Below are 25,886 nucleotides of genomic sequence, written 5' to 3'. Positions count from 1 at the left end.
TCCGCTCGGCAACAGGCCGACCCGCCCACGTCGGCCAGCGCCTGCACGGACGCGACGAACGGTAACGTTAGGACCATGTCCGCCGTCCGCAGCCGTTTCGTCGTTCGCACGTTTGCGACGTTTGTGTTGTTCTCGGTTCTGGCCGGCCAGTTCTGGCGCAACCTCGGCGGATGGTGGGGGTTCGGCGCCGTCGTGGCGATCGTGCTTGTCGGCAGCGTGGTGGGCCTCATTACCGAACGGCCCGATTGGAAGTGGCGCCGGTTCCCCAAGGCCCTCATCATCTTCATGCTGCTGGCGACCCTGTCGATTCTCTGGTCGTTCTACCCGGGAGCCAGCCTGCTCGGCGTGGGGTTGCAGTGGATCACCACGATCGCAGCCCTGTTCGTGGCCCTCGTCCTCACCTGGGCGGAACTACTCCGCACCCTCTCCGTCGCCCTCCGCTACATTTTGGCGCTGTCTCTCGCCTTCGAACTGTTCGTCGCCGCGGTGATTCAACAGCCCGTGCTTCCCTTCTTCGTGGAATACGAGGGCAAGATTCCGCTGGCGTTCTACTGGTCCCGGGGGCTCCTGCTCGACGGCGGCCCTATCGAGGGCATCGTTGCCAACCGCAACCTGTTGGGTTTCATTGCCCTCATTGCCGTGATCGTTTTTGCGGTGCAGCTTGCCGCCCGCACCGTCAAACGCGGCTGGGGCATCATCTGGCTCGTTCTCGCCATCGTCACCCTGCTGCTCACCCGGTCGTCGACGGTTACGCTCGCCACCCTCGTTGTGCTCGCAGCCCTGGTCTTCGCCCTGTGGGCCCGGAGCGTGCATCACCAGGCGCGGCGGCCCGTGTATATCGTGGCGGCGGCATCCGTTGTCACCGGCGTGGCAGCAATACTGGCGTTCTTTCCACTTCTTACTCAACTGCTGGGCAAGAGCGATGACCTCACGGGTCGCTTCGACATTTGGCACAGCGTCACCGAGCTCGCCAGTGAACGCCCAGCATTCGGGTGGGGCTGGGTGAGCTACTGGGTGCCATGGGTGGAACCGTTCCAGGGTCTCGCCGTGCGCAAGGGCGTGACCTACCTGCAAGCGCACAATGCCTGGCTCGATGTGTGGCTGCAACTCGGCATTGTGGGCCTGGTGGTGTTTGTGGCTCTCGTGCTGGCCACCCTGTGGCGGGCCTGGTTTCTTGCGATCGATCGCCCACGGCTGGGCGTGAAGGACGACGCACCGTTTGCGGCATCCGCTCTGCTGCCCCTGCTGATCATGGCCGCGTTGCTGGCACAGAGCGTGGCCGAGAGTCGACTGCTGATCGAATACGGATGGGTGCTGCTCGTGGTGATGGCCGTCATGACCAAGCGACAGCAGGGCACGCCTGCACCCATGCCCTAGGTGCAACGGGTAAATTAGTAAGTCCATGACCTCATCGCGCACTCCCCCGACCCTGCCCGAGGGTGTCAAGCGCGTGCTCGCCTCGCCCAAGTTCGCGGCGTCGCTGACGACGGTCATCATCGGCACCGCCTTCTCCACCCATCTGCTGCGCAGCATGATGGGATGGGCCGGCCTCGTGGGCATCGTCATGGGTCTCGTCGTTCTCGCCACACTCTCGCTCCTCGCTCGCCGGCCCATCGTCGAGTGGCACGGGCTTTTGCCCCTGTCGATCATCGTGTTCGTGGCGTGGTGCGCGCTCTCAGCGGTGTGGAGCGGATACGCCCTCCATACGCTCGCCGGTGTCGGTTACCAGGTTGCGTTCGGTTTTCTCGCCATCTATGTGGCGCTCGTTCGCGACACGTTTCAAGTGGTGCGGGCTACCGGCGACGTGCTGCGCGTCTTGCTGGGCCTCTCCCTCTTTCTGGAGGTGCTCTCGGGCGCGCTGCTCGACCTGCCCATCACCTTCCTCAACATCACCGGTGATATCGCCAATCTGGGTCCGCTTCAGGGCGTATTCGGCTCACGGAATATCTTCGGCCTCGTGGCGCTCATCGCCCTCATCACCTTTGCCGTGGAGCTCCGAGCACGCTCTCTTCCGCGTGGCAAAGGCATCGGCTCCCTCTGGCTCGCCGCCATCTGTGTGCTCTTCGCCCGCTCACCCGTGATTCTGGTGGTGGGCCTCGTCGTGGTGTTGGCCACGCTCGCCCTCACCTGGTTGCGCCGCACACCGGCGGCATCCCGCTGGCGGCTCCAGCTGGTCGTCCTCGGTACGGCCCTGCTCACTGGCGTGGCGGTCTGGTTTGGTCGTGGTGTGATCATCGGCCAGCTCAACGCCGGCAGCGAGTTTGAGGTGCGCACCACCCTCTGGACCGAGATGTGGCGACTCGTGAAGCTGCATCCGCTCGAGGGCTGGGGCTGGGCTGGTATTTGGCCCAGCAGCGCCACGCCCTACGGCTGGCTCGATTTCACCACCGGCCGCGTGCACGCGTCGGGCCTGAACGCCTACCTGGACGTGTACTTTCAGCTCGGCCTCATCGGCTTTCTGGCGTTCCTCGTGCTCGTAACACTGGCCCTCGCGCGCTCGTGGCTGCTCGCCAGTACCAAGCGGTCGATTGTGTACGTGTGGCCCACACTCATCCTCGTGGCGCTGCTCGTCAATAGCGCCGCCGAAAGCACCATCCTCGTGGAGTTCGGCTGGCTTTTACTCTGCATCTGCGCTGTGAAGGCCGCCCAGGGTATGAGTTGGCGCAGCGCTCTCGCCTTCAAAAGCGAGTAGCTCTCTCAGCGGATGCCGCGCGCGGCCCCCAGCACGCCCGCACCTCTGTGCTACACCGTGAGAACGGCGCCGTTCCCGTCGATGATGCTGTGAGCCGCGGGGGTCTGCGTGGACTCGGATTCGCGCTGCCCCGAGCTCACCAGAAGCACGGTGACGATCAAGGCGATCACGACGAGTACGAACGCACCCCCGGCAACGAGCACACCTCTTTGCAGCTTGCGGCGTCGGGCCTCTTCGTCCATCGGGTTACGTCGGGATGGCTGATTATCGAGCATGGTCACTCCCTCTCGGTCTGAAGCGCCGGCAGACGAGACCGCACGGCAATGCCTTGCAGTTTACGTGGGAGACCGCTGCCCCACGCCATCAGACGGGTTGCACCAGATCTCGAAGCACGTCTTGCAGACCAAGACCGAAGCGGGTGTAGTTCCCGGCGCGCCAGGCTCGCAGAATCGGCGGAATCCGGAATAGCCGCGCGGGAGCCAGCCCGGACCGCATCTGCTCGTGCGCCACCTTGGCCGCAATCGTCTGCAACACCAGGTCCGATGGTGCTGGGTCCAATGCAGGCGCACGATCCTGCAAAGCAGTGGCTCGGGCCAACAGCCGGGCATTGCGGGCGGAGCGAGGCGCACGGAGGCGCCCCAGCTTGCCCGAGGCATCCAGAGTCGTCACACCGATCTGATTACTGCCGTGCTGCCGGTAATCCGTGAGCGGTTTCTCGAGCAGATCAACAAGCCCCGTCGCTGCCGCCACAACGGCCAGCCATTCGTCGTGCACCCAGGCCGGCGGAAAGGGCCGGGCACGAGCAACCAGCTCACGGCGCACCATCATCGTTGCCCCGGTCACAATGTTGCGGCGCAACAGCGCATCAAGTGCACGCCCCTCATGGACTGCCGTCAGGTCTGTTGTCGATACTCCCAGCGTGCTCAACAGCGAGTAACCGAGAGGGTTACCGGCTTCATCCACGAGCCGCGCATCCGCATGCAGCAGCTGCAACGCGGGTCGACGGTCAAACTCCGCCGCCATCTGCTCAAGACGCTCGGGCACCCACACATCGTCCTGATCGCTGAGGGCAATCAGTTGGCCGGTGCAGGCTGCGAGCGCTTGTTCGAAATTCGCCGTTACACCCAGGGCTGTAGCATTGCGCAGCAACATCACCTCGAGGGTATCGCCCGGATGCGCCGTAGACCACGCTGAGAGCACCTGGTCAAGAACCTGAAGCGTCTCATCGGTGGAGCCATCATCCGACACCACAATCTGAGTGGGCGGCATGGTTTGATTCAGGATGCTGAGCACCTGCTCCGCAAGGTACGTGGCACCGTTGTAGGTACACAGGGCAACAGACACGGTCATCGTTATCGTCGCTTCACACCGACCGAGAGCACACCCAGAAACAGGCCAGCCATGATGGTTTGCGCTCCGAGCATCATGAGGAGTGCCGAGGGTATGGCCAGTCGCAGCGTAGCCCCCGCCTCAAGCTCGCCGAAGCCTGCAGCCGCCCAGCCCGAGAACTGTGCCACGGCAATGCCCAGACCCACGAGGAACAACACCAAACCCACAATCGCACCGCTCTCGAGGCTGATGCGCTTCTCGAGGCGCTCAAAACTGCGACTGCGCGGAATGCGGAATCCCTCATGCTGGGCATAGATTTTGGTGAGGATCGCGAACAGCACGGACTGATAGCCGACTACCGTAAGTGCTGCCAGATACATCTGCGAGGAAAAGGTGAACCCCACCTCACCAACTACCACTGGCCCGAAGGCGAGCAGAACCACACCCGCAATTCCGAGCGTGAATGCGGCCGTTCCTGGAATGAGAAACAACCACCGGGGGCTGAAGATCAACAAAAAACGGAGGTGGCGCCATCCGTCTCTCCACGAACGAAGGTGCGGCGGTCGACTACGGCCGTCTTTCTTCAACGTGGTGGGAACTTCACTGACGCGGGTACCACCAAGCGTGGACTTCACGACCATCTCACTTGCAAACTCCATCCCTGTGGTCTGCAGGTGAAGATCGAGAATCGACTGACGGTTGAACCCGCGGAGCCCGCAATGGAAGTCCTTGATCGGTGACCGAAACAGCGAACGTCCGATCCACGACAGCACCGGGTTTCCGAGGTACTTATGCAGGGGCGGCATCGCTCCGGGAGCAATTCCACCGCGAAAGCGGTTGCCCATCACCAGCTCATCCCCGGCACGCAGTCGTTCCACGAACCCGTCGAGGCTGCTGAAGTCGTAGCTGTCGTCGGCGTCGCCCATGATCACATAGGTACCGCGGGCGTGCTCGATGCCACCGTTGAGTGCGCTGCCGTAGCCTTTCTCCGAAATCGCCACCACCCGAGCGCCGAGCGCCTCGGCGATCTGCTGTGACCCATCCGTGCTGCCGTTATCGGCGATCAACACCTCACCGACAACGCCGCTGCGCTCGAGATACCCGAGCGCCTTCGTCACGCACACGGCCAGCGTTTCCGCTTCATTCAGGCACGGCATGAGGATCGTCAGTTCGATAGCTTCTGAGATAATCATGTAACGGAGGACTTGTCCTTAATCGCTGGTTCCTGAGCGTAATCATCATACCGGTCGTTCAGCAGTAGCTTCAAAGGAGGTCAGGCACAGATGAGTCTCACCGTTGACGTCATCGTTCCGGTCTACGGCAACTGGGCACTCACCAAAGACTGCCTCGACCATCTGCGTCGGCAGAGCATCGCCCATCGTGTCATCGTGGTTGACGACGCCGGCCCGGACGACACGGCCGCGCAAATCACAGCCGGTTACCCCGAGGTCACTCTCATCGTCCTCGAACGCAACAGCGGTTTTGCGGCAGCCTGCAACCACGGCATCACGGCGGGAACCGGCGACATCGTTGTTCTGCTCAACAATGATGTGCAAGCGGATGCGACCCTCCTGGAACTCCTGATTGCACCGTTTACGGTCAACCCTGAGCTCGGCAGCGCTGCTCCGCTGCTCTTTCAGCCCGACGGAACGATCGATGCCGTGGGCCTCTGCGCTGACCCCACCGTTGCCGGTTATGTTCGGTACCACGGTGCCACCCTGGCTGATCTGACCATTCCTGAGCCCACCCTGCTTGGTCCCTACGGTGCCGTGGCTGCCTATCGCAGACGCGCCCTCGACGCTGTGGGACTCCTCGATGAGGGCATCTTTATGTATGGCGAAGAGCTTGACCTCGCGCTGCGGCTCAATGCGGCTGGCTGGCACACGACGGCGGTGACGGATGCCCGTGGCGTGCATCTCGGCGGCGCCACCTCGGGTCGCGGGTCGGCTCGGCAACGTGAACGTGCCGGATTCGGACGTGGCTATCTTCTGCGTGCGTGGGGAATCATGCGTGGTCGTCACGGCGTGCGCGCCCTCACGACCGAGCTCATAGTCTGCGGTGGGGACCTCCTGCTCTCACATGACCTGGCTGCGACCCGCGGTCGACTGGCAGGCTGGCGCGCAGGACGCGCCGCCTCGACTCGACCGTCACGTGCCCCGGGAATCGACCGATCCATCGGCCTGATCGAATCCCTGCAGTTACGTGTTGGCGGTTATCGACGGCGACCTCGGCGGTGACGTCGGTGAGTTCGTCCTCGTCGCGCGCGAAAGGCGTTGCGCTGTCTGCAATTTCGCTCGCTGGCGGCATCTCCCTCGCTGTCATTCCCGCGGCAACACTGGCCATTGCCGCCCGGGTTTTCACTCTGGAAGAGAGTGGATTCATCGCCGTGGCGATCATGGTGGCCACCTTTGTGGGGCAACTCGCCTTCGCCGCCATCGTCGAGTCGCGCCTAAGCTCACGCACCACCGAACGCCGGGTCACCTTTCCGCGCTGGCTCGCCGTCGCCGCTCTCCTGACCGCGCTCCTCGTGGCATTGAACTACACGAGTGCGATCGCCCTCTGCTTGGGCCTCCCTGTTCTCGTTGCAGCGCTCGAAGTAGGCCGCGGCGTCTCGGTGGCCGAACGGCTGGATGTCCGTGAGGTGTGGGCATGCGCTGGCGTGGGGCTCGGAGCACTGATGGGCGTCGTGTCTGCGTTCTCAGGCGCCACCTGGAGCCTGCTTCCGCTTCTGGCCGGAATAGTGATCGCCACCGTGGTGCGTGCCTTCCCGGTTGCGCACCGAGCGAGCCGGCCGGAACGCTCGGCTACCGGCTGGGTGGTAGCCGATGTGGGCATCACCGGAATTGTCTTCCCGCTGCTGAACACACTGATTTTGGCTTTTCTCGGGCCGGCCGGTGCGGTGCTCTTCACCGCAATCTCCACCGTGTCGGGGCTGCTCGCCATCCCGCTCAATTTTCTGCGACTTCGGCTACTCAAGGCCCATTCCACCTCGGACATTTGGGTGTCAACGGGGTCTCTTGTTCTTGCTGTTATTGCCCTGTTGGTCATGGAAGCACTCGGGTTCTTTTCTCTGCTGTTTGGCGAGGCGTGGACGGTGCAGAACACGCTGGTTCCCCTTCTGGTGGCGTGTGCGTGGAGAGCCGCGTCCCTCGCGCCCACGCTGCCCTTCACCGCTCTGCGCCGAATGGGCCACGCCCGGCTCGTGACCCTCCTGCGAGCGGCCAGCTCCGTTGTGGCCTTCGGTTTGGCCAGTGCGGCCCTCACGACCGGCAGTCTCGTGCTCATCTTCGCCGCTCTCATGATCGCGGAACTCCTTTCTGGCGTTCTCTACGAGGTGGCGCGGCGTCGAATCTTGCGCCTGCCGCACGCAACGGTGGCGCGCTGACCATGACCCGAATACTCGTGGACCTGCTCTTTTTCACCGGCACGAAGGGCGGCATGGAGTCCTATGTGCGCGAGATCTACCGCCGCATCACACCGGGAGCGGATGGCCTCACCTACGTGGGCCTGGCGTCAAGCGAACTCGCCGCCACCGATACATCATGGTTCCCCGGCGAGATCATCGACTCTGGTATCAGCGGCGAGGACCGCATCCAGTGGGCTCTCGGCGAGCTCTTTCGCGTGGCCGGATTCGCTCGTCGAACCGGTGCCCAGCTGATCCACTGCCCAGCTAATCTCGGACCGGCGTGGTCGCGCGTGCCCGTGGTGCTGACCGTGCACGACCTGCTGCCGTTTCGGCATCCGGAATATGTTCCGGGGGCCTACTCGCACGTGCTGCGGGCCATGATTCGCCTGGCAGCACGCACCGCGCGCCGGGTGCTCACCCCGAGTGCGGCTTCACGGGACGATATCGTGAGGTTTCTCCGAACTCCGCCCGAGCGAGTGGATGTCGTTCCTCTCGCCGGTGAGGTTCGTAGCGGTGCGTCGGGCCGTGCGATTGTGCGCCGCCCCGACCAGCTTCTGGCCGTGGGTAACCGTATGCCCCACAAGAACTTTGAGACGCTTCTCGACGCACTCGCACTTATCCCCCCCGCGACGCGACCTCACCTCGTGATTACGGGCAGTCACGGAGCCGACCCGCTCGCTCCCGTCGTGGCCCGTTTGGGTCTGCAGGCCTCCGTTTCACTGCGTGGCTGGCTCAGTACGGCCGAGCTGGAGACGCTCTACGCCGAATCCACGCTGTTCGTTTTTCCCACGTCGTTCGAGGGTTTCGGCCTTCCCGTGCTGGAAGCCATGGCGCTCGGGTGTCCGGTTCTGTGCGCCGACATTCCGGTGCTGCGGGAAATCGCTGGCAACGCCGCTACCTACGTGCACGCGAGTAGCGCCGCCGAGCTGGCGACGGCGATCACACATCTGCTTCACTCGCCCGAGCTGCTGGCTGAGCGCGGGGCTGCTGGCACGAAGCAAGCCCAACTGTTCTCCTGGGAGCGTTCAGCGCACGGCACCGTCGCCTCTTTTCAGCGGGCCCTGCGCGACTCGTAAGCCCGGGTGATCGCATCAACCGACTGACCCAATCCGCTCGTCACCCGGGCACGGGCAAACCAGTCGCGGGTCGACTTGCGCAGCGGCTCCCCGGCCTCGACAACGCGCACGAGGGCATCCGCTAGCGTCTGCGCATCAATGGAGGATGCGACGAATCCGTTTACGCCGTCAACAACGAGATCGGCGGCCGCGTTGTTCACCCCGGCCACCACCACACTCGGCGTGGCGAGCGCGGCCGCCTCGGCTACGACCAGACCGAAGCCTTCGCGCTCGGACGGATTCACCAGTGCGCGGGCACTGGAGACCAGGCGTTGCAGTTCCGGCTCGGCCACGCGACCGTGCAGGGTCACGCAGTCATCAAGGCCAAGCTCACGGATGCGTGCGGTGACGGCCGCCGTTTCCGGCCCCGTTCCCACGATGTCGAGGGTGAGGCTTTCGATGGAGGTGCGGGCGATCACCAACGCGGGCAGAAGGTCACGGAGCCGCTTATCGGGAATGTGACGGCCAACGAAGACGAGAGACGGCTCTGCGGGACGCGCTGTGGGGGCATCCGTGGCGCTGCCTGCCACATCAACAAGGCCGAGAGTCACGGGCCGGGCACCGCGTCGATAATGGCGAATGCGACTGCCCGTGAACGTGCTGTTCACCGTGTGCAGGTGGCCCAGGTGAAGGGCTACACGCTGCAGCAGGAAGGCGATGGTTCCCACTGCGGCTCCGGAGTAGCGTCGCCATTTGCGCCAATCCCACACCTCCAGCCAGTCCGACACGATGAAGCTCCGGGTGCCAAGGAGGGCAAGCTGCACGGCGAAAACGTTCAGCACCGGCAGGGCACAGACAACGACGATGTCGTGCTGCGCTCGGTGGCGCACGAAGTATCGAAACAGCGCGAGCGCAAACAGGGCGGCGCTGCGCGGACGGCGGGTGCCGGCGGCGTCGTAAATATCGCCGTGCCACACCGGCACTACCGAGAACGTGGCCGCAGGCGCAGACCCCGCCTCCCACTGCTGCCGCGTGAGATAGTCAACATGGCTTCCCCGCTCCACAAACACCTCGGCCAAACGACGGTAGACGCGCTCGCCCCCACCGCTGTTGGTGGGGAAAAGGCAGTCGTAGGCGATGGCGACGCGCGGTTCAGGCATCGATTGCAGACGCTCCGTTCTTTTTCGCTCCTCGAGAGTTATTCCCACCGGTCGTCACGGCCGGGATCACCTCACCGACGGCCGAGATTGTCGTTTTCTCGGCCCTACCGACCCCGCCGGAGTCAGAGAGAACAGCCAGCCGAGTGCACCACATCACAAATGCGAAAGACGTGATGGCAAAGGCGACCATCAGAAACATCCATCCCAGTGGAGGTTGCCAGGCCGGAGTGTTGAACATGGCGTCGACTCCCTGTGCCTGACCGACTACGTAGCGTTTGAGCACCATAAAGAACGCAATACATCCATACACGGCCAGGCTACTGCCAGCAAAAACGGTCAGCCGCGGCGCCAAATTCCATAGATGGTGACCGTCTTTGCCCGATAGCACCCACGCTGCGAGAATCGCAACACCTACGTAGAGGAAAAGAGCGTAGCGCCCCTGCCAGATGATCCCCGTTTGGCTCACGCTGTAGCCCTGCACCAACGGAGGCACCAGAATAGCTGCACTGATGACAACAGCCAGGACAAGTAGATTGCGTCGACCAGCTACAGCGAACGCGAGAAGTATAAGAATGGCGAAAGCGGCGATGAATAGCCAATATGCACGTTCGGGCAGGGGCGTGTCGACCCAACCGAAGAAGCCGATTGCCTGAACAACGTAATCGGGTGTTGACCGCAGGATCGTAGCGAACCCCTGCAAGAATGATGCGCCAACGAGGGGTGCATCCGACGCTTCAGCCTGCCCTGAGAGACTTCCACCGCTCAGCGTCCAGGTAATGGAAAAAACTCCACCCACAGCTACGATTCCTAAGCCTGTATAACTAGAGCCCGTTGAGAACAGCTTTCGAACTGTGTGCCAGCCTGAGGCGAAAAAACAGATCAGAACAATAAGCACAAGCCAGAGCGGCCCCAGCGACCGAGCAGTAGCGAGTACAACAGAGGAAAGAGTGACGGCAAACCACAGGTAGCGACGCGAAAGGAGCGACGCGCTTCCGTCGTCACTACCCTCGAACTGCTGCAACAGTCGTAGCAGTGAGATCCACAGCGCCGCGGCCGCAGCTATTTCAATGCCGTTAGGGTTCACCGAGCCCGACAGATAGGTGATCATGGGGGTGAACACAAAAGCAAGGCCAAGAGGCATCCACCGGGATCGCCGTGCAGACATCGCCACCTGGAATGCCAACCCAGCAAACGCCGCGCAAAGCAGCCCGCTCACCATTCGCATGGCGTAGATGCCTGCCGAGCCGTCAAGGATCAAAGTGGGCCAGCCGACGGCGTAGTAATAGAGCGGGTTATATGAACTCACCCACGTGGGAAACCAGCGTTGACCGCCGTTATCTCCGAGTTCGAATTCACATGCAGCCGGAATCTCCGGCTTAGACAGAAAACACACAATGGTCTGGCTGTAGGAGTATTCCGGCGGAAGATCAACGACGGTGTACTTCACTCCGGGAACCTGATGTCCGAAGACATCGCCGCGGACCTGCGCTATCGCCTTGGCCGCATGGGCATTTTCGTCGGGAACAGAGAATATGGGGCTTGCTAGCGCCCAAGCCGTCGACATGAGGGCAAAGAAGAGAAAGGCCATGAAGAAGATTCGGGGTGACGACCCTCCGCGAGACGCGTATATCGACAACCGCTCAGAGAAAGGAAGAGATGTTATTGGCAAGCTTCAAGGCTCCCGCCGAATCTTTGACGCACGTCGCGCTGATTACAGAGTATCCGAGGCTCAAGAACTGCCATCGTCTAACCCTGCCGACTGCGCGAATGACCCTTGTTCGCCCTCACTAGAATAATTCATATGCCGTCACTCGAACACACGCTAATTGTGATGCCCGCATTCAACGAGGAAGTAGTCGTGGGTGCGGTCGTGACGGAGGTGCTAACAACACTTCCAGGTGTCTCGTGCCTCGTCGTGAGCGATGGTTCCACGGATAAGACTGCAGAGTTTGCGTCAGCCGCTGGGGCCACGGTGCTGAACCTGCCGTTCAATTTAGGTGTTGGCGGAGCAATGCGCCTCGGCTTTCGCTACGCTCTGGCAAACGGTTTCGAAAATGTTGTTCAACTGGACGCGGATGGCCAACATGACCCACGGAATGTGCCTGACCTCCTTGCGCGCCTTGACGCCGTCGATATAGTTATTGGCGCAAGATTTGCAGGAAGCGGCGACTACGAGGTCAGTGGTCCGAGAAAGTGGGCCATGAAGTTTCTCTCCACCGTAATTAGCCGCATAGCGCACACCCCACTGACTGACGTCACAAGTGGCTTTAAGGCTGCTGGGCCACGTGCGGTCCGATTGTTCGCAGTGAATTATCCTGCGGAGTACCTGGGTGACACCATCGAATCTCTCGTTCTCGCCTCGCGTGCCGGATACTCTGTGGCCCAAGTCCCTGTAGAAATGCGACCAAGAGCTGGCGGCGTGCCGTCGCATAATCCTTGGAAGAGTGCTGTCTACTTGGGCCGGGCGGGCATGGCTCTTGTCATAGCGTTATGGCGCACGCCAATCTCGAGCAAAGGCTGACGGAGAATGAATCCTGTGTCTCATGTATTTGCAATAGCCGCTGCCAGCGTCGCTTTGCTCGCGGTGATTGAAATGCTGCGGCGCCAGAAATTTCGCGAACGCCACGCATTCTGGTGGCTCTTGGCTGCCTTGCTTTCAGTCGTCGTTAGCATCTTCCCAGAGACCTTGGAGTGGGCATCGTCCCTCGTGGGCGTTGAAGTACCCAGCAATCTCGTCTTCTTCGTGAGCATAATCATTCTTTTCTTTGTCACCGTTCAACACAGCTCTGAACTCACGACGCTCGAGGAGAAGACCCGCTCTCTTGCCGAGCACACAGCGCTGATGGAGCAACGACTTTCCATCCTGAGTGAATACCTCGGAAACGACCCACGATCACCAGGGAAGTGACTTCATGACGTCTAGACGCACGACGATCACTCGACGAAGATTAGTGGACCTTTATCACCACAGCGCCTTCCGATATCTGACAATCGGGGCTTTGAGTTTTCTCATTGATATCGGGTTACTCGGGCTTTTCCACCAGGTATTGGGTTGGAAATTGTGGCTTGCGACTGCATCAGCATTCCTCCTGACTTTCGCATTCAACTACTCCCTCCAACGCGCCTTCTCGTTCGGATCGCGGGCAGGGCATGGTCGCACACTTGTCAAATACCTGATCCTGCTCTCCTTCAACACACTCGCCACTGTGGGCATCGTCTGGCTCGTAGACCTAACGGGTTTGGGATGGGGGATCGGAAAGATCACAGCAACAATTGTCACAACGGCTTGGAACTACTTTGTTTTCCGTTATTGGGTTTTCGCGCGAACCCGCGACGTTGATGCTGTAGCCCCTCCCAGACTTTCCTGACGATAATCCTCTAGAAAACACGCTCAACATTCGAAAGGCTCTGCATGTCTCGTGTCAACTCGCCGGACCGAGGGCTCTCGATGCGTAGCCTCTTGCTCCTGAACAAGCCTTCCGCCAGCGGCCCGGCATCGTGGCGGGTCTTCTTATTCGCATTTGTGGTGCTCCTAGCGCTCAGTGGGTGCTGGGTTGTCGCTTCGCCCCTCATGAGCGTTCCAGATGAACCCTCACATGCCATCAAGGCCGCAGCTGTCGTCCGTGGTGAACTCACGGGTACCGTCACTTCAGACAGTCCTTTCCCCGAGGTCGTTGTTCCCAAATGGGTAGCGCTAAGCCACGAGTTAACGTGCTTTGCCTTTCAAGCCGATGTTGCACCCAGCTGTGCGGCGATCAACTTAGTCGACGTGACGAACCCGACCTCAGTATCGACAAGCGCCGCTTATTACAACCCCGTGTACTACGCGATCACGGGATTACCTTCACTCGTATTCGACGGCAAACTTGGTTTTTACACCATGCGAATGATCAGTGCAGCACTGAGTTGTCTTCTCTTGGCCAGCATGTTCCAAGCTCTGTCTAGACTCAGCAGTCGTCGCTGGTCAATCGCTGCCGCTGGCGTAGCGATCACGCCGATGGTGCTCTACCTCAACGCTTCCGTGAATCCAAATTCTCTTGAAATTGCTGCCTCCGGCGCGGTATTTGCCAATCTTGCCCTTCTGCTGGAACAAAGTGGCCGAGCGCGCCAATCCGTCAGTACGACTGTCTGGTTCACAATTGCAGCAGCACTCTTGGCAAATGCACGCGGGCTATCCCTCGCATTCTTGCTCGCTGCAGTAGTTCTTGCCATAATTTCGTATCGTTTCGGCCGATTTGTCGCTGTGCTTCGGCAGCCGCTCACCTGGATCGGTGCCGGTGTCATCGCCATCGCGACGGGATACGCCCTTTGGTGGATCTCGACCGTTGATGCCCTCTCAACGACGCCATTCGGCGGAGCAGGTGCTACCTTCAGCCAAGGCTTCGAGGTCACGATGGACAAGACCTTCGAGTACACGACCGGTCTGATCGGCTACTTCGGGTGGTTAGATACACCTTCACCTGGAGTCGTTCTGTGGGTCTGGGGGACGTTGACCGGTTGCCTTGTCATCAGTGTTCTCGCCTTCAGCCGTGGTCGCGCTGCTACCGCCGCACTGCTCGCTGCGTTGGCCCTTCTGTTGCTCCCGCCATTATTCCAGGCGCTCATCGTCACTGAGAGCGGCTACATCTGGCAAGGTCGATACAACTTGGCACTGTTCCTCCTTTTTATGCTCACGGCGGGAAGGTCTCTTGACCGCTCCCTCGGGCGTACGTGGCCACCGCGGATCAATCGGGTGCTCGTCGTCGTTCTTTCAGCTGCCACTTTTGGCCACCTCGTGGCATTCATCTGGCCCCTCCGGCGATACGTCACGGGACTCCGGACAGACCAATTCTGGGTCGATATGTTCACAAACCCCCAATGGTTGCCACCTTTCGGCTGGATTGTGTGGGTGCTCCTGTACACCGCAATCCTCGCGTCAACCGCCACGGCTGTATACGGTGCGCGACCGAAAGTCACTACCAACTTATCCGTGTCACGCTTGGACTTCCGTGAAAGAACGGTTGGTAAGCGGCCGTAGATTTTGTCTATCTGGCCAAAGTGACGGGGCCAGTATTACGGTCAAACAGTCACAAGATCGCCACTGCAGACGTGATTTGCGCTTGACTACCTAGCACATCGCGCATCAGAAGTCGCCGACAATTCGTCTTGGGTTCCGCCCCACCACCACCCGTTCCTTGAGGATTTCCTCCCCGTTCAGACAGACCAATCAGAAGAACGCACGCCTGACGCGAATATTTACAAATACACACTTCGCACCTGACAGCTTTGGCCTGGCACGGGCGGTTTTGCCGAAGCACGCTCTCCGCCCTAAGCAGTCCGGGGATTCATCCAGGAAATGAAGTCCTTTCAGGGGACCAATCTCAAAACCTTAGGCTGTCGGCCCCGTAGGGATCGCCGCAGCGAAGGCTGGAAGGACGTTCAACCAGTTGTCCCCAACACGGAGTTCGTTCAAACGTGTGGAAGACGTGATTGGTCTCTTTTGCCCCGCGACAAGGTGGTAGATGGACCCGTCAGGTGTGCGGATGAGGTTTGACGCACTCGCGCCTTGTGTCATCAGAGCGCATGTGAAGGAGTCCATAGAAACGAAGGCAAAGGGGTACAGTGCCCTCAAGTCTGGTGCCACGGCATGGACGGCACCGCCAGCAGAGACGAAGGTGTCTACGCCGCACGAGACGCCAAAAGTCATGTTTACCGCGCCAAGTGGATACGCCTGAATTCGTTCCTCAGTCGAATAGCTAAACTCCTTGAACCCTGCTTCGTTTGGAAAATTAAAGTCTGACAGCGCGATTCGATTCGTCACCCCATTCACAAAATAAACCGTTGCGTTTGAGGGCGAACGCACAAGAGTTCCAGCGCGAAGCGCCACGGGCCCTGACTTCAACACGTCGATAACCTGAGAAGGAATGGTGGCGATAACAGGCTCTCTGTCCGGGGATAGCGCCTCCAGTGCGTCCCATCCGCTGATGGGTCTAATATCCGTCGGCATGACCACATACACGGTCCCGTCCCCGGGCGATTTTATGAATGCTCCAGGCGCAATTAAGGGCTGAGCCACATAGGTCGAAATCAGTGATTGCGGGACCGCAATCGGGCTCACAGTGAGGCCTCCGCCCGTGAGCTGACGAGACCCGTCACTACTGAGGGTTCGTACGGACGCGGAAGCCTGAACGACACCTGCAAAGGGGGCTGTCGCGAGAGGAATGCGCAGGAGGCTTGGGGAAGTCAAAGAACCGCTAATGCGAGGCGTTACGCCAAACGCCGTTTCAGATTCTGCATCGATGGCATAGCGCTGACTATTTGCGAGCAGAAAGGAACTTCCAGTTGATCGCGATCTGGCAAAAACACCGTCCCGAATGATGGGTTTCGTTAGGATCAAGGCCGCCACCGCGTTTTCGGTGAGAACGTTCATCTGGCTGGAAATCCCTGCAAGAGCCTGTGATTGAGCGTCGAGAATCTCGGCTTTCTCTCCACTCTTGATGTAATAGCGGCTGCCCTCCACCGTGCCAAGAACAGACGTCATCACTGGTCCGGATTGAAACATGTTGGCTTGTTGATCTGTGATCTGCGTGTAGCCATCAACAGCACACGAGGCTCCATAATCTTGAGCTAGGGCACACGAGGGGAATGGGAGCTTGATCCCTGCGTCGAAGAAGAAGATCGTTCCTGAGCTGTCTCGAATCGCGCGTCCAACAGGCGCACCCGTTTTAAAGTTGTCCAGATAAGACTGGGACACGTATCCAAGCTTGCCCAATGGAGAAAGCGATCCGAGAACGCTCAAGCTCGTCACCGGGAATTTGTTTGAACCTGAAATCAGGTAAACCGTTGCGTTCGAATTTGTCCGGAGCAAGCTCGTGCCCGTTGTGGGGTCGCCGAACCAATCGCTAAAAAGTCGCCAGAAGTTTCGATTTCCGTAAGAGCTGCATGAGTCACCAGTTCCATACAGATTCGATAGCGCCGCGGCGTTCGGCTGGTACGGCGTGTAGTTATACAAGCCGGCCGTTGCTTGGTTCTGAATGAATACAGAACTGGAACCGCAAGCCGAATTGGGATGGAAGCGGACTGAATTCACGCGCCCAGGAATATGGTTCCAGCGGGTTGGATTTGCGGCGTAATACTGAAACTGTAGCGCCGCGGCATAAACCTGATTAAAGAAACCATAGAAATTTGCATCACAGTCGGCAGTATCTGGACATCCATAACCGGTCGCGCTCCGGTACTGACGGCTTGACGGCCAAGTGTCTGTGACGATTCCCTGTTCCTTTTCGAGAAGGACCAGCATCGCCTTTTGGCTAATTCCGCACGCGTTGCCAACCCTGGTGATGATGTCAGCGGCGCGTTCTCCAACGCGCCCAGAATAGGCTGCGCATCTTCCCGCAACAGCAGCCTTTGACGGAGTGTCCTGCCGGTAGTCCTTGAGGCAGGTGTAACCGCTCCGACACGTTTTGACCCTCTCCTCAAGGAATGCCTGTACGGAGCCTGCAGTCAATGCGCTTCCATCAAAGAAGACGGCGTCACTGATGATGTTGCCCGGATCGAACAGGGCAGAGTTCGCAGCCTTTGCCTCTAGGGGCGGAGAGACCGCCACCAGAAGAGTAGCGCCAAGTACCGCGGCCAAGATCGCCCCTAATACCCTCTTGATATTCACGGGATCTCCAAAATCATTGGCTGCGACGAAACGGTCACGCTGTCGGAAGAGTAGGTCAAAACGAGCTCGACGGCGCCTCTCATGAAGAGATTCGCAGGTATCTGAATGAGCCCACAAGAAGTGGTCGAGGCGTTGGTTATTCCACGGCTGGTCCGTGTCGCATCACGATCTGCTCCGGAGAAAACGAACGAACAAGTGCCGCCATCTTCGATGAGTCCAGACACGTACCCGGAAGCAGAGACGTTTTGTCCATCCACGTCCATGCCGGCAACGGACACCACGGCCTCAATTTGCGGTGTCGGCGTGGGACTCTCGCTCGGCTTTTCTGATGGTGACGTTGGCGTTGCCGTGACGGTTGGCTGGCGCAATCCGCCGTCATCAACACCACAAGCGGCCAACGTTCCAATGGTGAGGCTGAGAAGCAGCCATGACGCCCACCCGCGCCTCTGCCGAAGACCTATTTGTTTCACGTGTCAAGGACCCATCCCATTGCCAGACAAGAATGCTAAGCTTACCCCCCTTTTGGGCAAGATCCTCAAAACGGATCCTCACAGAATTTTCGCCTAGACTCCTCCTGTCCCCCGCCACAATCGAGAGTGATCCATGTCCAGTCTTCATGCCGACGAGCGAGCGAAACGCATCGCTCAGGAACCACTCCTTCCCGTCGGGCAATCCACGGGATTCGTTACAGGTACGTGGTCGTCGATAAAAGAGACTCTAGAACATAGGGAGCTCTTGGGTCTTCTCGTCCGTCGGGAAATTAAGGCACGGTATAAGGACAGCTCGTTGGGGCTTGTGTGGAGCCTGGTCAAGCCACTGGCTCAGCTCTTGGTCTACTACTTCGCGATCGGTCAAATTCTTGGTATCGCTCGAAGTATCCCTAGCTTCGCCATATTCGTTTTTGTTGGCTTGACAGTCTGGGGTCTGTTTACGGAAATTGTTTCCAGCGGAACGATGTCAATAGTGAACAATGCTGGACTCGTGAAGAAGGTGTATCTACCACGAGAGATTTTCCCACTTGCCGCTGTCGGTGGCGGTCTCTTCAACTTCTGTCTGCAGCTCATCATTTTGATTGCTGCAACGATAGTTGCAGGCCAAGTACCGCTCACACGCGACTTGGCGCTCGCACCTCTCGCCCTCGCTAACATTGTTGTTTTCGCATCAGCGATCGGGATGGTGCTGGCGGCGGTCACGGTTTACCTGCGAGACCTTCAGCACCTCATTGAAGTCGTCCTGACGGTGCTGTTCTGGGGATCGCCCGTCGTATATTCGTTTAGCTTTGTCAACAGCGCCATTGGTGGCACTTGGCTAGAGCAGCTCTATTTAGCGAATCCTGTCACGCTGAGCGTTCTGGGAATGCAAAAGGCACTGTGGCTTGCTGGATCCACAGAGTCCACGCAAATCAACTTCCCGCCAGAGTTGGCACTTCGACTCTGGGTTTCGGTCGGCGTCAGCATCGTCTTGCTATGGGTTGCTCAGCGAATATTTTCACGCCTTCAAGGCAACTTTGCACAGGAGCTGTAACTGACCATGAGCAACTCTCCGAGCATCGTCCGAGTACAGGACGTTTCGAAAAGATTCCATCTCCACAAGGATAAATCGTTGAAGGAACGAATCATGTTCCTTGGCCGTGCTCGAAAACGCGTTGAGGACTTTTGGGCCCTCCAGGATATTTCCTTGGATATTGCCACCGGCTCAACTGTCGGTCTTGTCGGACACAACGGCTCCGGTAAGTCAACACTTCTCAAGGTGGTCGGCGGCATCATTCAGCCCACGACTGGTTCGGTCGTTCGACGAGGGAGAATGGCTGCGCTTCTTGAGCTCGGCGCTGGGTTCCATCCAGATCTTTCCGGGCGTGAAAATGTATATCTGAATGCCGCTATTTTAGGGCTGAGCCGACAGGAAACCGATCGACATTTCGATGCGATAGTAGATTTTTCTGGGATCGAGGATTTCATTGACACCCAAGTGAAATTTTACAGTTCCGGCATGTACGTGCGCTTGGCCTTTTCTGTCGCAATTCATGTCGACCCAGATCTTCTCTTGGTCGATGAGGTATTGGCCGTCGGTGACGAACCCTTTCAGCGCAAATGCATGGACAAGATTGCCGAGTTTCAAGCCGAGGGCAGAACGATTGTCCTCGTCAGTCATTCGTCTGACCAAGTCGGACGTTTGTGTGACCGTGTAGTGGTTATGCAGTCCGGTTCCATGATCCATGACGGCGACCCCGCAGAGGGAATTCGAGTCCTGCGGGACGGTTATGAAGCTGACAGAATGACCGATGTTCAGTTAGCGAGAGAGGCCGAGACACAGGTCTCACGACTACTGATTTCCGATGTCTCAACTCACACAGTGATCGGAGATGGATCTGTAGATGTAGTCGTCGTTGCTACCGTTGATGTTCAGGAGGCGACTCCTGGTTGGGGTATGGGAATAGCAATCGAAACTACCTTGGGTATGCGGATCTACTCTTCAGATACCTTCGCTCTAAAACATTCACTGCCAACCAGCGTTGGACGTCATACGATTCAAGTTGTTCTTCCGGACGTCCGGCTTGGCGCGGGGAAGTATCTCGTGAGTGTCGGTATTGCGTTGCCCTCGGGGGAAACCGTAGATCGCAGGCCCAATGCTGCGGCGTTCGACATGCCGAACGACCAATACTCCACGGGTCTACTGCGGATTCGGCCCAACTGGACCGTAGATCCGACCGTTCACGCCGTTTAACTTCAATGATTCACCAGCCCTGACCGAACCACGAGCTGTAGAGCGTGGGTTCGGATTCCGACCTCACGGACGGCTTTTCAAGTTCGAAAAGACCAGTCGAAGCGATGTCGTTGTCTACCGGCTCAACTCGATTTTCGACTGTGCTCGAGCGAGCCTGACTTCACTGCGTCCACATCATTTAGGTCGATGAGTGTAGACGCACGATAGCTTTTCCACTTGACAGCCTGGTAAATCGGGTTACGAGCAATCCAGAAAAGCTTGCGCTTCCAGCTAAAGCTCCCATCACGAAGTATTCGCAGAGAGTCACCCACGATCCCCCGGACGGTAAGCCGTCGCTGGTCTTTCCCGCTCAAGACTGGGATTCGGAAGCCAATCTGCCTGAGCCCGACAGTTTCGTCGAAGATGCGGCGGCGATACTCGTCAAGCGTCAGGTCATTTGAGTGTTCGACAGCAGCACGGCCGGCATACGCCTTCTTGAAACCTGCTTCAATCAGGTCCTTACCGAAGAGCTGGTCCTCTGCATATCGAACATCTCGATATGGCAAAGTGCGAGTGAGGAAGTCACGTCTAGCTGCGGAATTTACATCGGAATAGAAGCTCACAGCGTTCAGAACACCCTCGCTTTGAACGAATTGATCCTTATAGAAGATGGAAGTTCCAAAGTCTGGTCCCAGTCCCGCGAAGACACCCTCGATTTCATACTTCAACAGCGGAAAACAGCCCCGTCTTGGAATCTGTTTGCCCATAACGGCGACAATGCTTTCATCGAGAGCGAACGGCGCAAGAAGCTCCCGAAGCCACTCTCTGGACACCGGAATAGCATCGTGAGTTAAAAAAGCGATGAATTCGCCGGTGCCAAGTGACGCAGCTAAATTCCGAGTCTTCCCATGACCAAACTCTGAATTCGGGATCTCGTGAAGAATCACGTGAGGAAAGCGCCCTACTATGTCCAAGGTAGAGTCCGTTGAACCAGAATCAATCACGAGAACTTCGATGACACCAGCAATTACCTGCGCAGACACTTCGCGCAATATCTGTTCCAGATAGGTTTCACCGTTATACGTAAGGATCGCTACTGTTACAAGCGGCTTTTCAGCCATTGGACTGGCCCCTAATCTCTTGGTAAGTCCTACGAACACCTTCGTCTAGGATGGTAAGTTCTACTGAACCGAATTCCGACCGGTAGCGGCCAGTGTTGAGAACAACTCGATCAACAAAGGTCGCCGGGGTGGGTTTTTCGGTCACATCGAAGTCCAAGCCCGTGACACGACGCAGAGACTCTATGACTCCAGCCACCGAGTGCCCCTCACCACTCCCCAGGTTGTACAGGTCGAATTGCGAGTCCACACCGACCATGGGTATGACCATCCGAACGAGATCTTCTACATAAACATAATCGCGCACCATAGAACCGCTACCAAGCCGAATGACGGGTTGGCCTAGGACGATTTGCCGGAGGGCAATCGGAATAAGTCCCTGCTTTCTATTGGGCTTCTGCCGCGTCCCGTAGGGATTAGAAATCCGAAGCGATGTGGAATCCAGTCCGTGTTTCTTGCGAAAATAGTGCAGGTAATGTTCGATCGAGAGCTTGCCGATCCCGTAAGGAGAGATCGGCAACGCACGGTCCATCTCCGAATATTCAGCCTTATCTTGGGGACCGTAGATAGCACCGCCGGTTGAAGCATAGTAAAACTTCTTTACCCCCGCCGCAACGCACGCCTCGAGCAACTCAACCGTCTGCGCAACGTTTGTGCGAATATCGAGGGTGGGGTCGGCCTCTGCCGTAGCGGGACTTGTCGTGGATAGAAAATGAAAGACGTAATCTTGCCCACGGACAGCACTTTCCAAATCTGCCCTACTGAGAAACTCACCTTGAATTACTGTAACTCCGAGGGCACTGAACGTTGGACGGGCCGTGCTAAAGCGATCGAACGCCGTAACCTCGTGCCCCGCACCCACCAAGCCGTCAACGAGGTGAGATCCAATGAAGCCGTTAGCCCCGATGACGACAACTTTAGCCACGCATGGCCCCTTGAAGAGCACCCAAGAATTGAGACCCCGAGTCGGACCAGTTTATCTCGGCAACAGACTGGGACATTTCAATTGATCTAGCCACGGCATCAGGGTGGTCGAAGACTTCCGCCATCTTCCGAGCGATTGCCTGAGGCGAGGCCGGGACGTACTCGATGAATGAATTGTCGGATACCAGGCGATTATTGGGACCATCGTTCACGATTGGCGTCACGCCACTAGACAGCAGTTCAAGCGGCAAAAGCGACATGTTTGACAAAGACATGACGAGTCCCGCCGCGCACCGATTGTAAACAGCATTCAGTTCCGAGATGTCGAGACTGGATAAATTCGTGTATTCGAAGGGGATCACCCAGTTGGATACATCCCAGCCCGCTAGGTTTATTTTCACATCGGGCTTAAGACGCGCGAATTCCGCCAGTGCTAGGAGCCCAAATTCGAAGGCACGACGAGGCGTGACGGGGCGTGCGTAGAAGAAGACTTCGTTGCGGCGGTCAAAATTCGTCACACTGTAATGCGACTTGTCAACGGCGAAGTCGAAGTGATCTGTCTTCATACCGTATTCCGCAGACAGTTTCTCTGAGAGCCACCCTCCAGCCGTGATCCCGTGAAAACCAAAGTGATACGTGTTGCCGGCCAGAAGAGATTCACTGCCCAGTGGATAGAAGCTGGCTTCATAGTCTTGGACGAAGTACAGGCGCCGTGCGAGTGTTTTGTCTAGGAACGCTGGGTAGGCAGTTTCCCAGCCCGTCGCGAACAGTGCTTGAGTATTTCCATGCACCCCGCGTTCCTTGTCATATATTTCGATTGACGCCGCCACTTCCGGATATGCGGATGACTGTCTCAGCATTGACCGAATATCTGGGATGCTCACGTCCTGCGACCCCGTCGTATACAGATAAATCGCACACCGATGCCCGGCTTTCTCTGCGATGTCTATGAAACGAAACAGATTCTGATGTCCACCACTCTCGGCACCCGGGGGCGACATAATCCACCCAATCTCAATGGGACCGCCATCGACAGAAATCATTTTGTCGAGCCAATCGGGCTTCTGCGTCCAATCGACACGGGCAGCGTCGTCGTTTGCAACGAGCATCACGGGGGCGTTCCGAATCAATATCGCGCTCGCCTTCTTGACGCTGCGGGCGAGAAAAGACCTCGGGCCTCCGGCCCGGAGGATACGTATCGGCCTCAGTACGGAATGAACAACTTTTCCAACGAACGCTCGCAGTCCTTGGTCACGAATGATGCGAAAGCTCCTATGTAACATGCTCAAAAGTTGCCCTCTAGATCAATCGTCCGCTTAGTCTGAATGTTTCTAACCACGGTGATTGAGTCTAGCAACCGACTCTGCCACGGAAGTCGGCTCATGCCATAGAGACGAACAACACCGCGAAAGTGAACTAACCTTGGAATTCATTTACCGTAAGAAGACAATGTTGGATCCAGAGATCACAATTCCCGGAAATCAAACCATTTCCCATCACATCGGTGTGGTGACCGTCAGCTTCGGATCGGGGGATGTTCTTGGGCCATTTCTGTCCACCCTGGTCGAAGCGTCCACAAGGACCCTTGAAATCGTGGTGGCCGACAATAAACCCTCCGTTTCCCTGGACGAGGTACAGCGTTTGGCACGAGAATTCGGCGCTCGGTATTTGCCGCTTCCTTCTAACCTTGGCTACGGGCATGCAATCAACGCTGCTGTTGAGTTGCTATCGCCCGAAATCGACTGGATTCTGATTAGCAATCCGGACGTCACACTGAGTCCGGGCGCCATTGATGCTCTTCTTGCAACAGCTCAATCTGATTCGCTAGTGGCCGCAGTCGGACCACGTATCCTGTCGTCAAACGGAGACACGTATCCCTCGGCACGCACGATTCCGTCTTTGCGTTCCGGAGTTGGGCACGCGTTGTTCTCAAACCTGTGGCCGAGTAATCCATGGACGCGGCGGTATCGTAGCGAAACCCCCGCAATGCCCCTCCAGCGGGATGCAGGGTGGCTTTCGGGCGCTTGCCTACTTATCCGTCGAACGGTGTTTCTCGAACTTCAAGGATTCGACGAGTCCTATTTTATGTACTTTGAAGACGTGGACTTGGGTTATCGGATTGGAAAACTTGGGCTGCGAAATGTCTACGAACCAGCTGCGGTCGTCGTACATACCGGTGCTCATTCTACGCAAGAGAATGCAGGACAGATGATTCGGGCCCATCACGACAGCGCTGTCAAATTTCTATCCAAGAAGTATTCTGGCTGGGCTCGCTGGCCCCTGCGAGTTGCCTTGGGCGTCGGACTGGGGCTCCGTTCTCACCTCGAAGGTACCCGGAACACTAAGCGGTAGATGAGCCTCGAACGAACCTGCTAATTCGTCTAAGAGGTTCAGTGGCCCTCCAGGACGTACTGTGCTCCATCCCATCTATTCGTACGCACAACTTGCTGATTTCGGCCTGCTGGACCAGAAGTTGTTCACGAAGAAGATTTTGGTTGCTGAGGGCAGTTTCTAACTCCATAGTCAGTCCAGCGACTCTTGCCAACGCGGCATTGTGCTGGTCCTCGTAGGAGGAAATGACCTCAAAGAAGACTGCACGTCGATGAAGTTCTTCGATGGCCACAGCGACATTGCGGGGCTCGCCACTCATAAAAAAGTCCTGACTAGGTTCTGAGTCGCGTCGTGGGCGATATGGGAAAGCTGAACAGAGTCACGTACATTCTGATCAATCTGAGCTTTGCTTATGGCGACCGACACGGAATCTGTCATTGAACTTATCCCCACCTTGGTTGGGAACTCGACGTCCCATTTCGACGCGTAAGTCTCCACTTTCCGATTTTCAAGACTAACCCGCGGCTTAGCGAAAGACCCTGCAATGATTCGCCCATGCAGTGATGATCCGATCCAGAGTTGAGATCTCGCAATCCAACCTGCCAGTTCTAATGGATTTCGAGTAGAAATTACCATGGCATGCAGGGAAGGTGCTGTCTGATGAATAGCCCGAATGACTTCGTCGTACTGATCTGAGCGGTCATGGTGTCGCGCAACTCCCGCCAAGAATAAAACAGGCCGCCACCCCGTGGTTTCCGAAATATCAACCAAAGACTGAGCGATTGCCTCAGCGCCGTACGCACCAATCAGGTTCGCGTTGGCCTGGAAGAGGAAGTATGGATCTTTCTCCGGATCCGAACCGTTTCCAAGTTCGGGGTGGAGGATCGAGATTGCGTGAACCATGTCTGGTCCGAGCGTCGCCTTCAAGCCGGCATCTGCCGCGAATGCCGCAGAAGCTGGGTCCCGAACATGTAAGGCAGTAGCTCCACGGAGCGCGGAGATGGCGAGATCGTCGCTATCGGATGCTCCCTGCGGTTGCATTGTTGCCAAGCCAACCGAATTAATGATCAGCGGCGTGTCACGATTCAAGGAGAACCGCGACAACTGCGGGAAGTAAGCCGGTGCGATTGCGGATGAGTCAGCCAAGAACGAGAGGATAGCGTCGCGTCCGATTGCGGAAACGCGGTCAAACACACCCCCCTCGGAGTCATTGAGCGACATGGTCAGCGCGTTTTCTGCAGAGACGCCTCCCACCTCTCCACCAACGACCCAAATGGCATCCCACCGCTCGCGGGCAAGAAGACTGTTGTGGGGGTGGACCATGGTCCCCAGCAGTCCAGTCATATCCGCACCGATTATTGAACCCGCAGTAACTCGAAAATCCGAAAGATACTCCCGAGTGAGCTGAAAGAAAAGCAAATCACCGAAGTTGTCTCTCTCGTAAGCACCAACTAAGAGAACATTGGGGCCGCCGCTGATTTCTGACAAATGACTGCGCTCTTCTCTCGATCACACCAAAAAAT

The 25,886-nt window shown here is 58.0% G+C and carries 22 protein-coding genes; 12 read left to right on the top strand and 10 right to left on the bottom strand.

The window, feature by feature from the left end:
- Positions 1-75: 75 nt before the first annotated feature.
- Positions 76-1,377 (top strand): O-antigen ligase family protein, encoded by a 1,302-nt coding sequence (locus tag H4V99_RS03515; RefSeq protein ID WP_280675575.1) that lies wholly within the window; start codon positions 76-78, stop codon positions 1,375-1,377.
- Between the two features lie 25 nt (positions 1,378-1,402).
- Positions 1,403-2,692: an O-antigen ligase family protein gene (locus tag H4V99_RS03510; protein ID WP_280675573.1), complete on the top strand. Its 1,290-nt coding sequence runs from the start codon at positions 1,403-1,405 to the stop codon at positions 2,690-2,692.
- 50 nt (positions 2,693-2,742) lie between these two features.
- On the opposite strand, the gene H4V99_RS03505 is transcribed toward H4V99_RS03510, so the two are convergent.
- The 3 genes from H4V99_RS03505 to H4V99_RS03495 form a co-directional block, all read right to left on the bottom strand.
- Positions 2,743-2,967 (bottom strand): hypothetical protein, encoded by a 225-nt coding sequence (locus H4V99_RS03505; protein WP_280675571.1) that lies wholly within the window; start codon positions 2,965-2,967, stop codon positions 2,743-2,745.
- 88 nt (positions 2,968-3,055) lie between these two features.
- The gene (locus tag H4V99_RS03500) at positions 3,056-4,042 is read right to left on the bottom strand and encodes a glycosyltransferase family 2 protein (protein ID WP_280675569.1); all 987 of its coding nucleotides are present in this window, start codon (positions 4,040-4,042) and stop codon (positions 3,056-3,058) included.
- Positions 4,043-4,044: 2 nt separating this feature from the next.
- On the bottom strand, positions 4,045-5,214 hold the full coding sequence (locus tag H4V99_RS03495) for a glycosyltransferase family 2 protein (RefSeq protein ID WP_280675567.1): 1,170 nt from the start codon (positions 5,212-5,214) through the stop codon (positions 4,045-4,047).
- Positions 5,215-5,304: 90 nt separating this feature from the next.
- Between H4V99_RS03495 and H4V99_RS03490 the strand changes: the two genes are divergently transcribed.
- From H4V99_RS03490 to H4V99_RS03480, 3 genes are read left to right on the top strand one after another with little or no spacing between them, the layout of a single operon-like run.
- Positions 5,305-6,258, top strand: coding sequence for a glycosyltransferase family 2 protein (locus tag H4V99_RS03490; RefSeq protein WP_280675565.1), 954 nt, complete (start codon positions 5,305-5,307; stop codon positions 6,256-6,258).
- 5 nt (positions 6,259-6,263) lie between these two features.
- A complete protein-coding gene (locus tag H4V99_RS03485) occupies positions 6,264-7,406 on the top strand; it encodes a hypothetical protein (protein WP_280675563.1) in 1,143 nt (380 codons plus the stop codon).
- A gap of 2 nt (positions 7,407-7,408) precedes the next feature.
- Positions 7,409-8,503, top strand: a complete 1,095-nt coding sequence (locus H4V99_RS03480) for a glycosyltransferase family 1 protein (protein WP_280675561.1) — start codon at positions 7,409-7,411, stop codon at positions 8,501-8,503.
- Here the strand turns inward: H4V99_RS03480 and H4V99_RS03475 are convergent.
- Positions 8,479-9,642 carry a glycosyltransferase gene (locus H4V99_RS03475; protein WP_280675559.1) on the bottom strand — a complete coding sequence of 388 codons (1,164 nt, stop codon included), beginning with the start codon at positions 9,640-9,642 and terminating at the stop codon, positions 8,479-8,481. The two genes, H4V99_RS03480 and H4V99_RS03475, sit on opposite strands and share 25 nt — an antisense overlap.
- Positions 9,635-11,230, bottom strand: coding sequence for a DUF2142 domain-containing protein (locus H4V99_RS03470; RefSeq protein ID WP_280675557.1), 1,596 nt, complete (start codon positions 11,228-11,230; stop codon positions 9,635-9,637). Before H4V99_RS03470 ends, H4V99_RS03475 begins: the two co-directional genes overlap by 8 nt.
- Before the next feature lie 213 nt (positions 11,231-11,443).
- On the opposite strand from H4V99_RS03470, the gene H4V99_RS03465 reads away from it, so the two are divergent.
- The 4 genes from H4V99_RS03465 to H4V99_RS03450 are packed head-to-tail and all read left to right on the top strand — an operon-like array spanning position 11,444 to position 14,659.
- Positions 11,444-12,163, top strand: a complete 720-nt coding sequence (locus H4V99_RS03465; RefSeq protein ID WP_280675555.1) for a glycosyltransferase family 2 protein — start codon at positions 11,444-11,446, stop codon at positions 12,161-12,163.
- A 6-nt stretch (positions 12,164-12,169) separates the two neighbouring features.
- Entirely contained in the window at positions 12,170-12,550 is a 381-nt protein-coding gene (locus tag H4V99_RS03460) for a DUF2304 domain-containing protein (protein ID WP_280675553.1), read from the top strand.
- 4 nt (positions 12,551-12,554) lie between these two features.
- Positions 12,555-13,010 carry a GtrA family protein gene (locus H4V99_RS03455; protein WP_280675551.1) on the top strand — a complete coding sequence of 152 codons (456 nt, stop codon included), beginning with the start codon at positions 12,555-12,557 and terminating at the stop codon, positions 13,008-13,010.
- 44 nt (positions 13,011-13,054) lie between these two features.
- Positions 13,055-14,659 (top strand): DUF2142 domain-containing protein, encoded by a 1,605-nt coding sequence (locus H4V99_RS03450; RefSeq protein WP_348522353.1) that lies wholly within the window; start codon positions 13,055-13,057, stop codon positions 14,657-14,659.
- 351 nt (positions 14,660-15,010) lie between these two features.
- Here H4V99_RS03450 and H4V99_RS03445 read toward each other — a convergent pair whose 3' ends face one another.
- Positions 15,011-17,287, bottom strand: coding sequence for a hypothetical protein (locus H4V99_RS03445; protein WP_280675547.1), 2,277 nt, complete (start codon positions 17,285-17,287; stop codon positions 15,011-15,013).
- A 603-nt stretch (positions 17,288-17,890) separates the two neighbouring features.
- On the opposite strand from H4V99_RS03445, the gene H4V99_RS03440 reads away from it, so the two are divergent.
- Both H4V99_RS03440 and H4V99_RS03435 read left to right on the top strand, forming a co-directional pair.
- Complete coding sequence (locus tag H4V99_RS03440) at positions 17,891-18,811, top strand: ABC transporter permease (RefSeq protein ID WP_280675545.1); 921 nt, start codon at positions 17,891-17,893, stop codon at positions 18,809-18,811.
- Positions 18,812-18,889: 78 nt separating this feature from the next.
- Complete coding sequence (locus H4V99_RS03435; RefSeq protein ID WP_280675542.1) at positions 18,890-20,011, top strand: ABC transporter ATP-binding protein; 1,122 nt, start codon at positions 18,890-18,892, stop codon at positions 20,009-20,011.
- A 122-nt stretch (positions 20,012-20,133) separates the two neighbouring features.
- On the opposite strand, the gene H4V99_RS03430 is transcribed toward H4V99_RS03435, so the two are convergent.
- The 3 genes from H4V99_RS03430 to H4V99_RS03420 are packed head-to-tail and all read right to left on the bottom strand — an operon-like array spanning position 20,134 to position 23,144.
- Complete coding sequence (locus H4V99_RS03430; protein ID WP_280675540.1) at positions 20,134-21,111, bottom strand: glycosyltransferase family 2 protein; 978 nt, start codon at positions 21,109-21,111, stop codon at positions 20,134-20,136.
- The gene (locus H4V99_RS03425; RefSeq protein WP_280675538.1) at positions 21,104-22,033 is read right to left on the bottom strand and encodes an NAD-dependent epimerase/dehydratase family protein; all 930 of its coding nucleotides are present in this window, start codon (positions 22,031-22,033) and stop codon (positions 21,104-21,106) included. The genes H4V99_RS03430 and H4V99_RS03425 overlap by 8 nt, the downstream gene beginning before the upstream one ends.
- Positions 22,026-23,144: a glycosyltransferase family 1 protein gene (locus H4V99_RS03420; protein WP_280675537.1), complete on the bottom strand. Its 1,119-nt coding sequence runs from the start codon at positions 23,142-23,144 to the stop codon at positions 22,026-22,028. The genes H4V99_RS03425 and H4V99_RS03420 overlap by 8 nt, the downstream gene beginning before the upstream one ends.
- Positions 23,145-23,454: 310 nt before the next feature.
- On the opposite strand from H4V99_RS03420, the gene H4V99_RS03415 reads away from it, so the two are divergent.
- A complete protein-coding gene (locus tag H4V99_RS03415; RefSeq protein ID WP_280675535.1) occupies positions 23,455-24,384 on the top strand; it encodes a glycosyltransferase family 2 protein in 930 nt (309 codons plus the stop codon).
- 294 nt (positions 24,385-24,678) lie between these two features.
- Here H4V99_RS03415 and H4V99_RS03410 read toward each other — a convergent pair whose 3' ends face one another.
- Positions 24,679-25,851, bottom strand: coding sequence for a polysaccharide pyruvyl transferase family protein (locus tag H4V99_RS03410; protein WP_280675533.1), 1,173 nt, complete (start codon positions 25,849-25,851; stop codon positions 24,679-24,681).
- Positions 25,852-25,886 lie beyond the last annotated feature (35 nt).

This window comes from Cryobacterium sp. CG_9.6, assembly GCF_029893365.1.
In the GTDB taxonomy this organism is placed as follows: Bacteria; Actinomycetota; Actinomycetes; order Actinomycetales; family Microbacteriaceae; genus Cryobacterium.
The sequence above is the reverse complement of the archived record's forward strand: the minus strand, read 5'-3'. Positions and strand labels throughout refer to the sequence as shown.

What these genes read in the sequence shown, in the direction of transcription:
- H4V99_RS03515 (WP_280675575.1), top strand. Translation starts at nt 76, where the DNA reads ATGTCCGCCGTCCGCAGCCGTTTCGTCGTTCGCACGTTTGCGACGTTT.
- H4V99_RS03510 (WP_280675573.1), top strand. Translation starts at nt 1,403, where the DNA reads ATGACCTCATCGCGCACTCCCCCGACCCTGCCCGAGGGTGTCAAGCGC.
- H4V99_RS03505 (WP_280675571.1), bottom strand. Translation starts at nt 2,967, where the DNA reads ATGCTCGATAATCAGCCATCCCGACGTAACCCGATGGACGAAGAGGCC.
- H4V99_RS03500 (WP_280675569.1), bottom strand. Translation starts at nt 4,042, where the DNA reads ATGACCGTGTCTGTTGCCCTGTGTACCTACAACGGTGCCACGTACCTT.
- H4V99_RS03495 (WP_280675567.1), bottom strand. Translation starts at nt 5,214, where the DNA reads ATGATTATCTCAGAAGCTATCGAACTGACGATCCTCATGCCGTGCCTG.
- H4V99_RS03490 (WP_280675565.1), top strand. Translation starts at nt 5,305, where the DNA reads ATGAGTCTCACCGTTGACGTCATCGTTCCGGTCTACGGCAACTGGGCA.
- H4V99_RS03480 (WP_280675561.1), top strand. Translation starts at nt 7,409, where the DNA reads ATGACCCGAATACTCGTGGACCTGCTCTTTTTCACCGGCACGAAGGGC.
- H4V99_RS03475 (WP_280675559.1), bottom strand. Translation starts at nt 9,642, where the DNA reads ATGCCTGAACCGCGCGTCGCCATCGCCTACGACTGCCTTTTCCCCACC.
- H4V99_RS03470 (WP_280675557.1), bottom strand. Translation starts at nt 11,230, where the DNA reads ATGGCCTTTCTCTTCTTTGCCCTCATGTCGACGGCTTGGGCGCTAGCA.
- H4V99_RS03465 (WP_280675555.1), top strand. Translation starts at nt 11,444, where the DNA reads ATGCCGTCACTCGAACACACGCTAATTGTGATGCCCGCATTCAACGAG.
- H4V99_RS03460 (WP_280675553.1), top strand. Translation starts at nt 12,170, where the DNA reads ATGAATCCTGTGTCTCATGTATTTGCAATAGCCGCTGCCAGCGTCGCT.
- H4V99_RS03455 (WP_280675551.1), top strand. Translation starts at nt 12,555, where the DNA reads ATGACGTCTAGACGCACGACGATCACTCGACGAAGATTAGTGGACCTT.
- H4V99_RS03450 (WP_348522353.1), top strand. Translation starts at nt 13,055, where the DNA reads ATGTCTCGTGTCAACTCGCCGGACCGAGGGCTCTCGATGCGTAGCCTC.
- H4V99_RS03440 (WP_280675545.1), top strand. Translation starts at nt 17,891, where the DNA reads ATGTCCAGTCTTCATGCCGACGAGCGAGCGAAACGCATCGCTCAGGAA.
- H4V99_RS03430 (WP_280675540.1), bottom strand. Translation starts at nt 21,111, where the DNA reads ATGGCTGAAAAGCCGCTTGTAACAGTAGCGATCCTTACGTATAACGGT.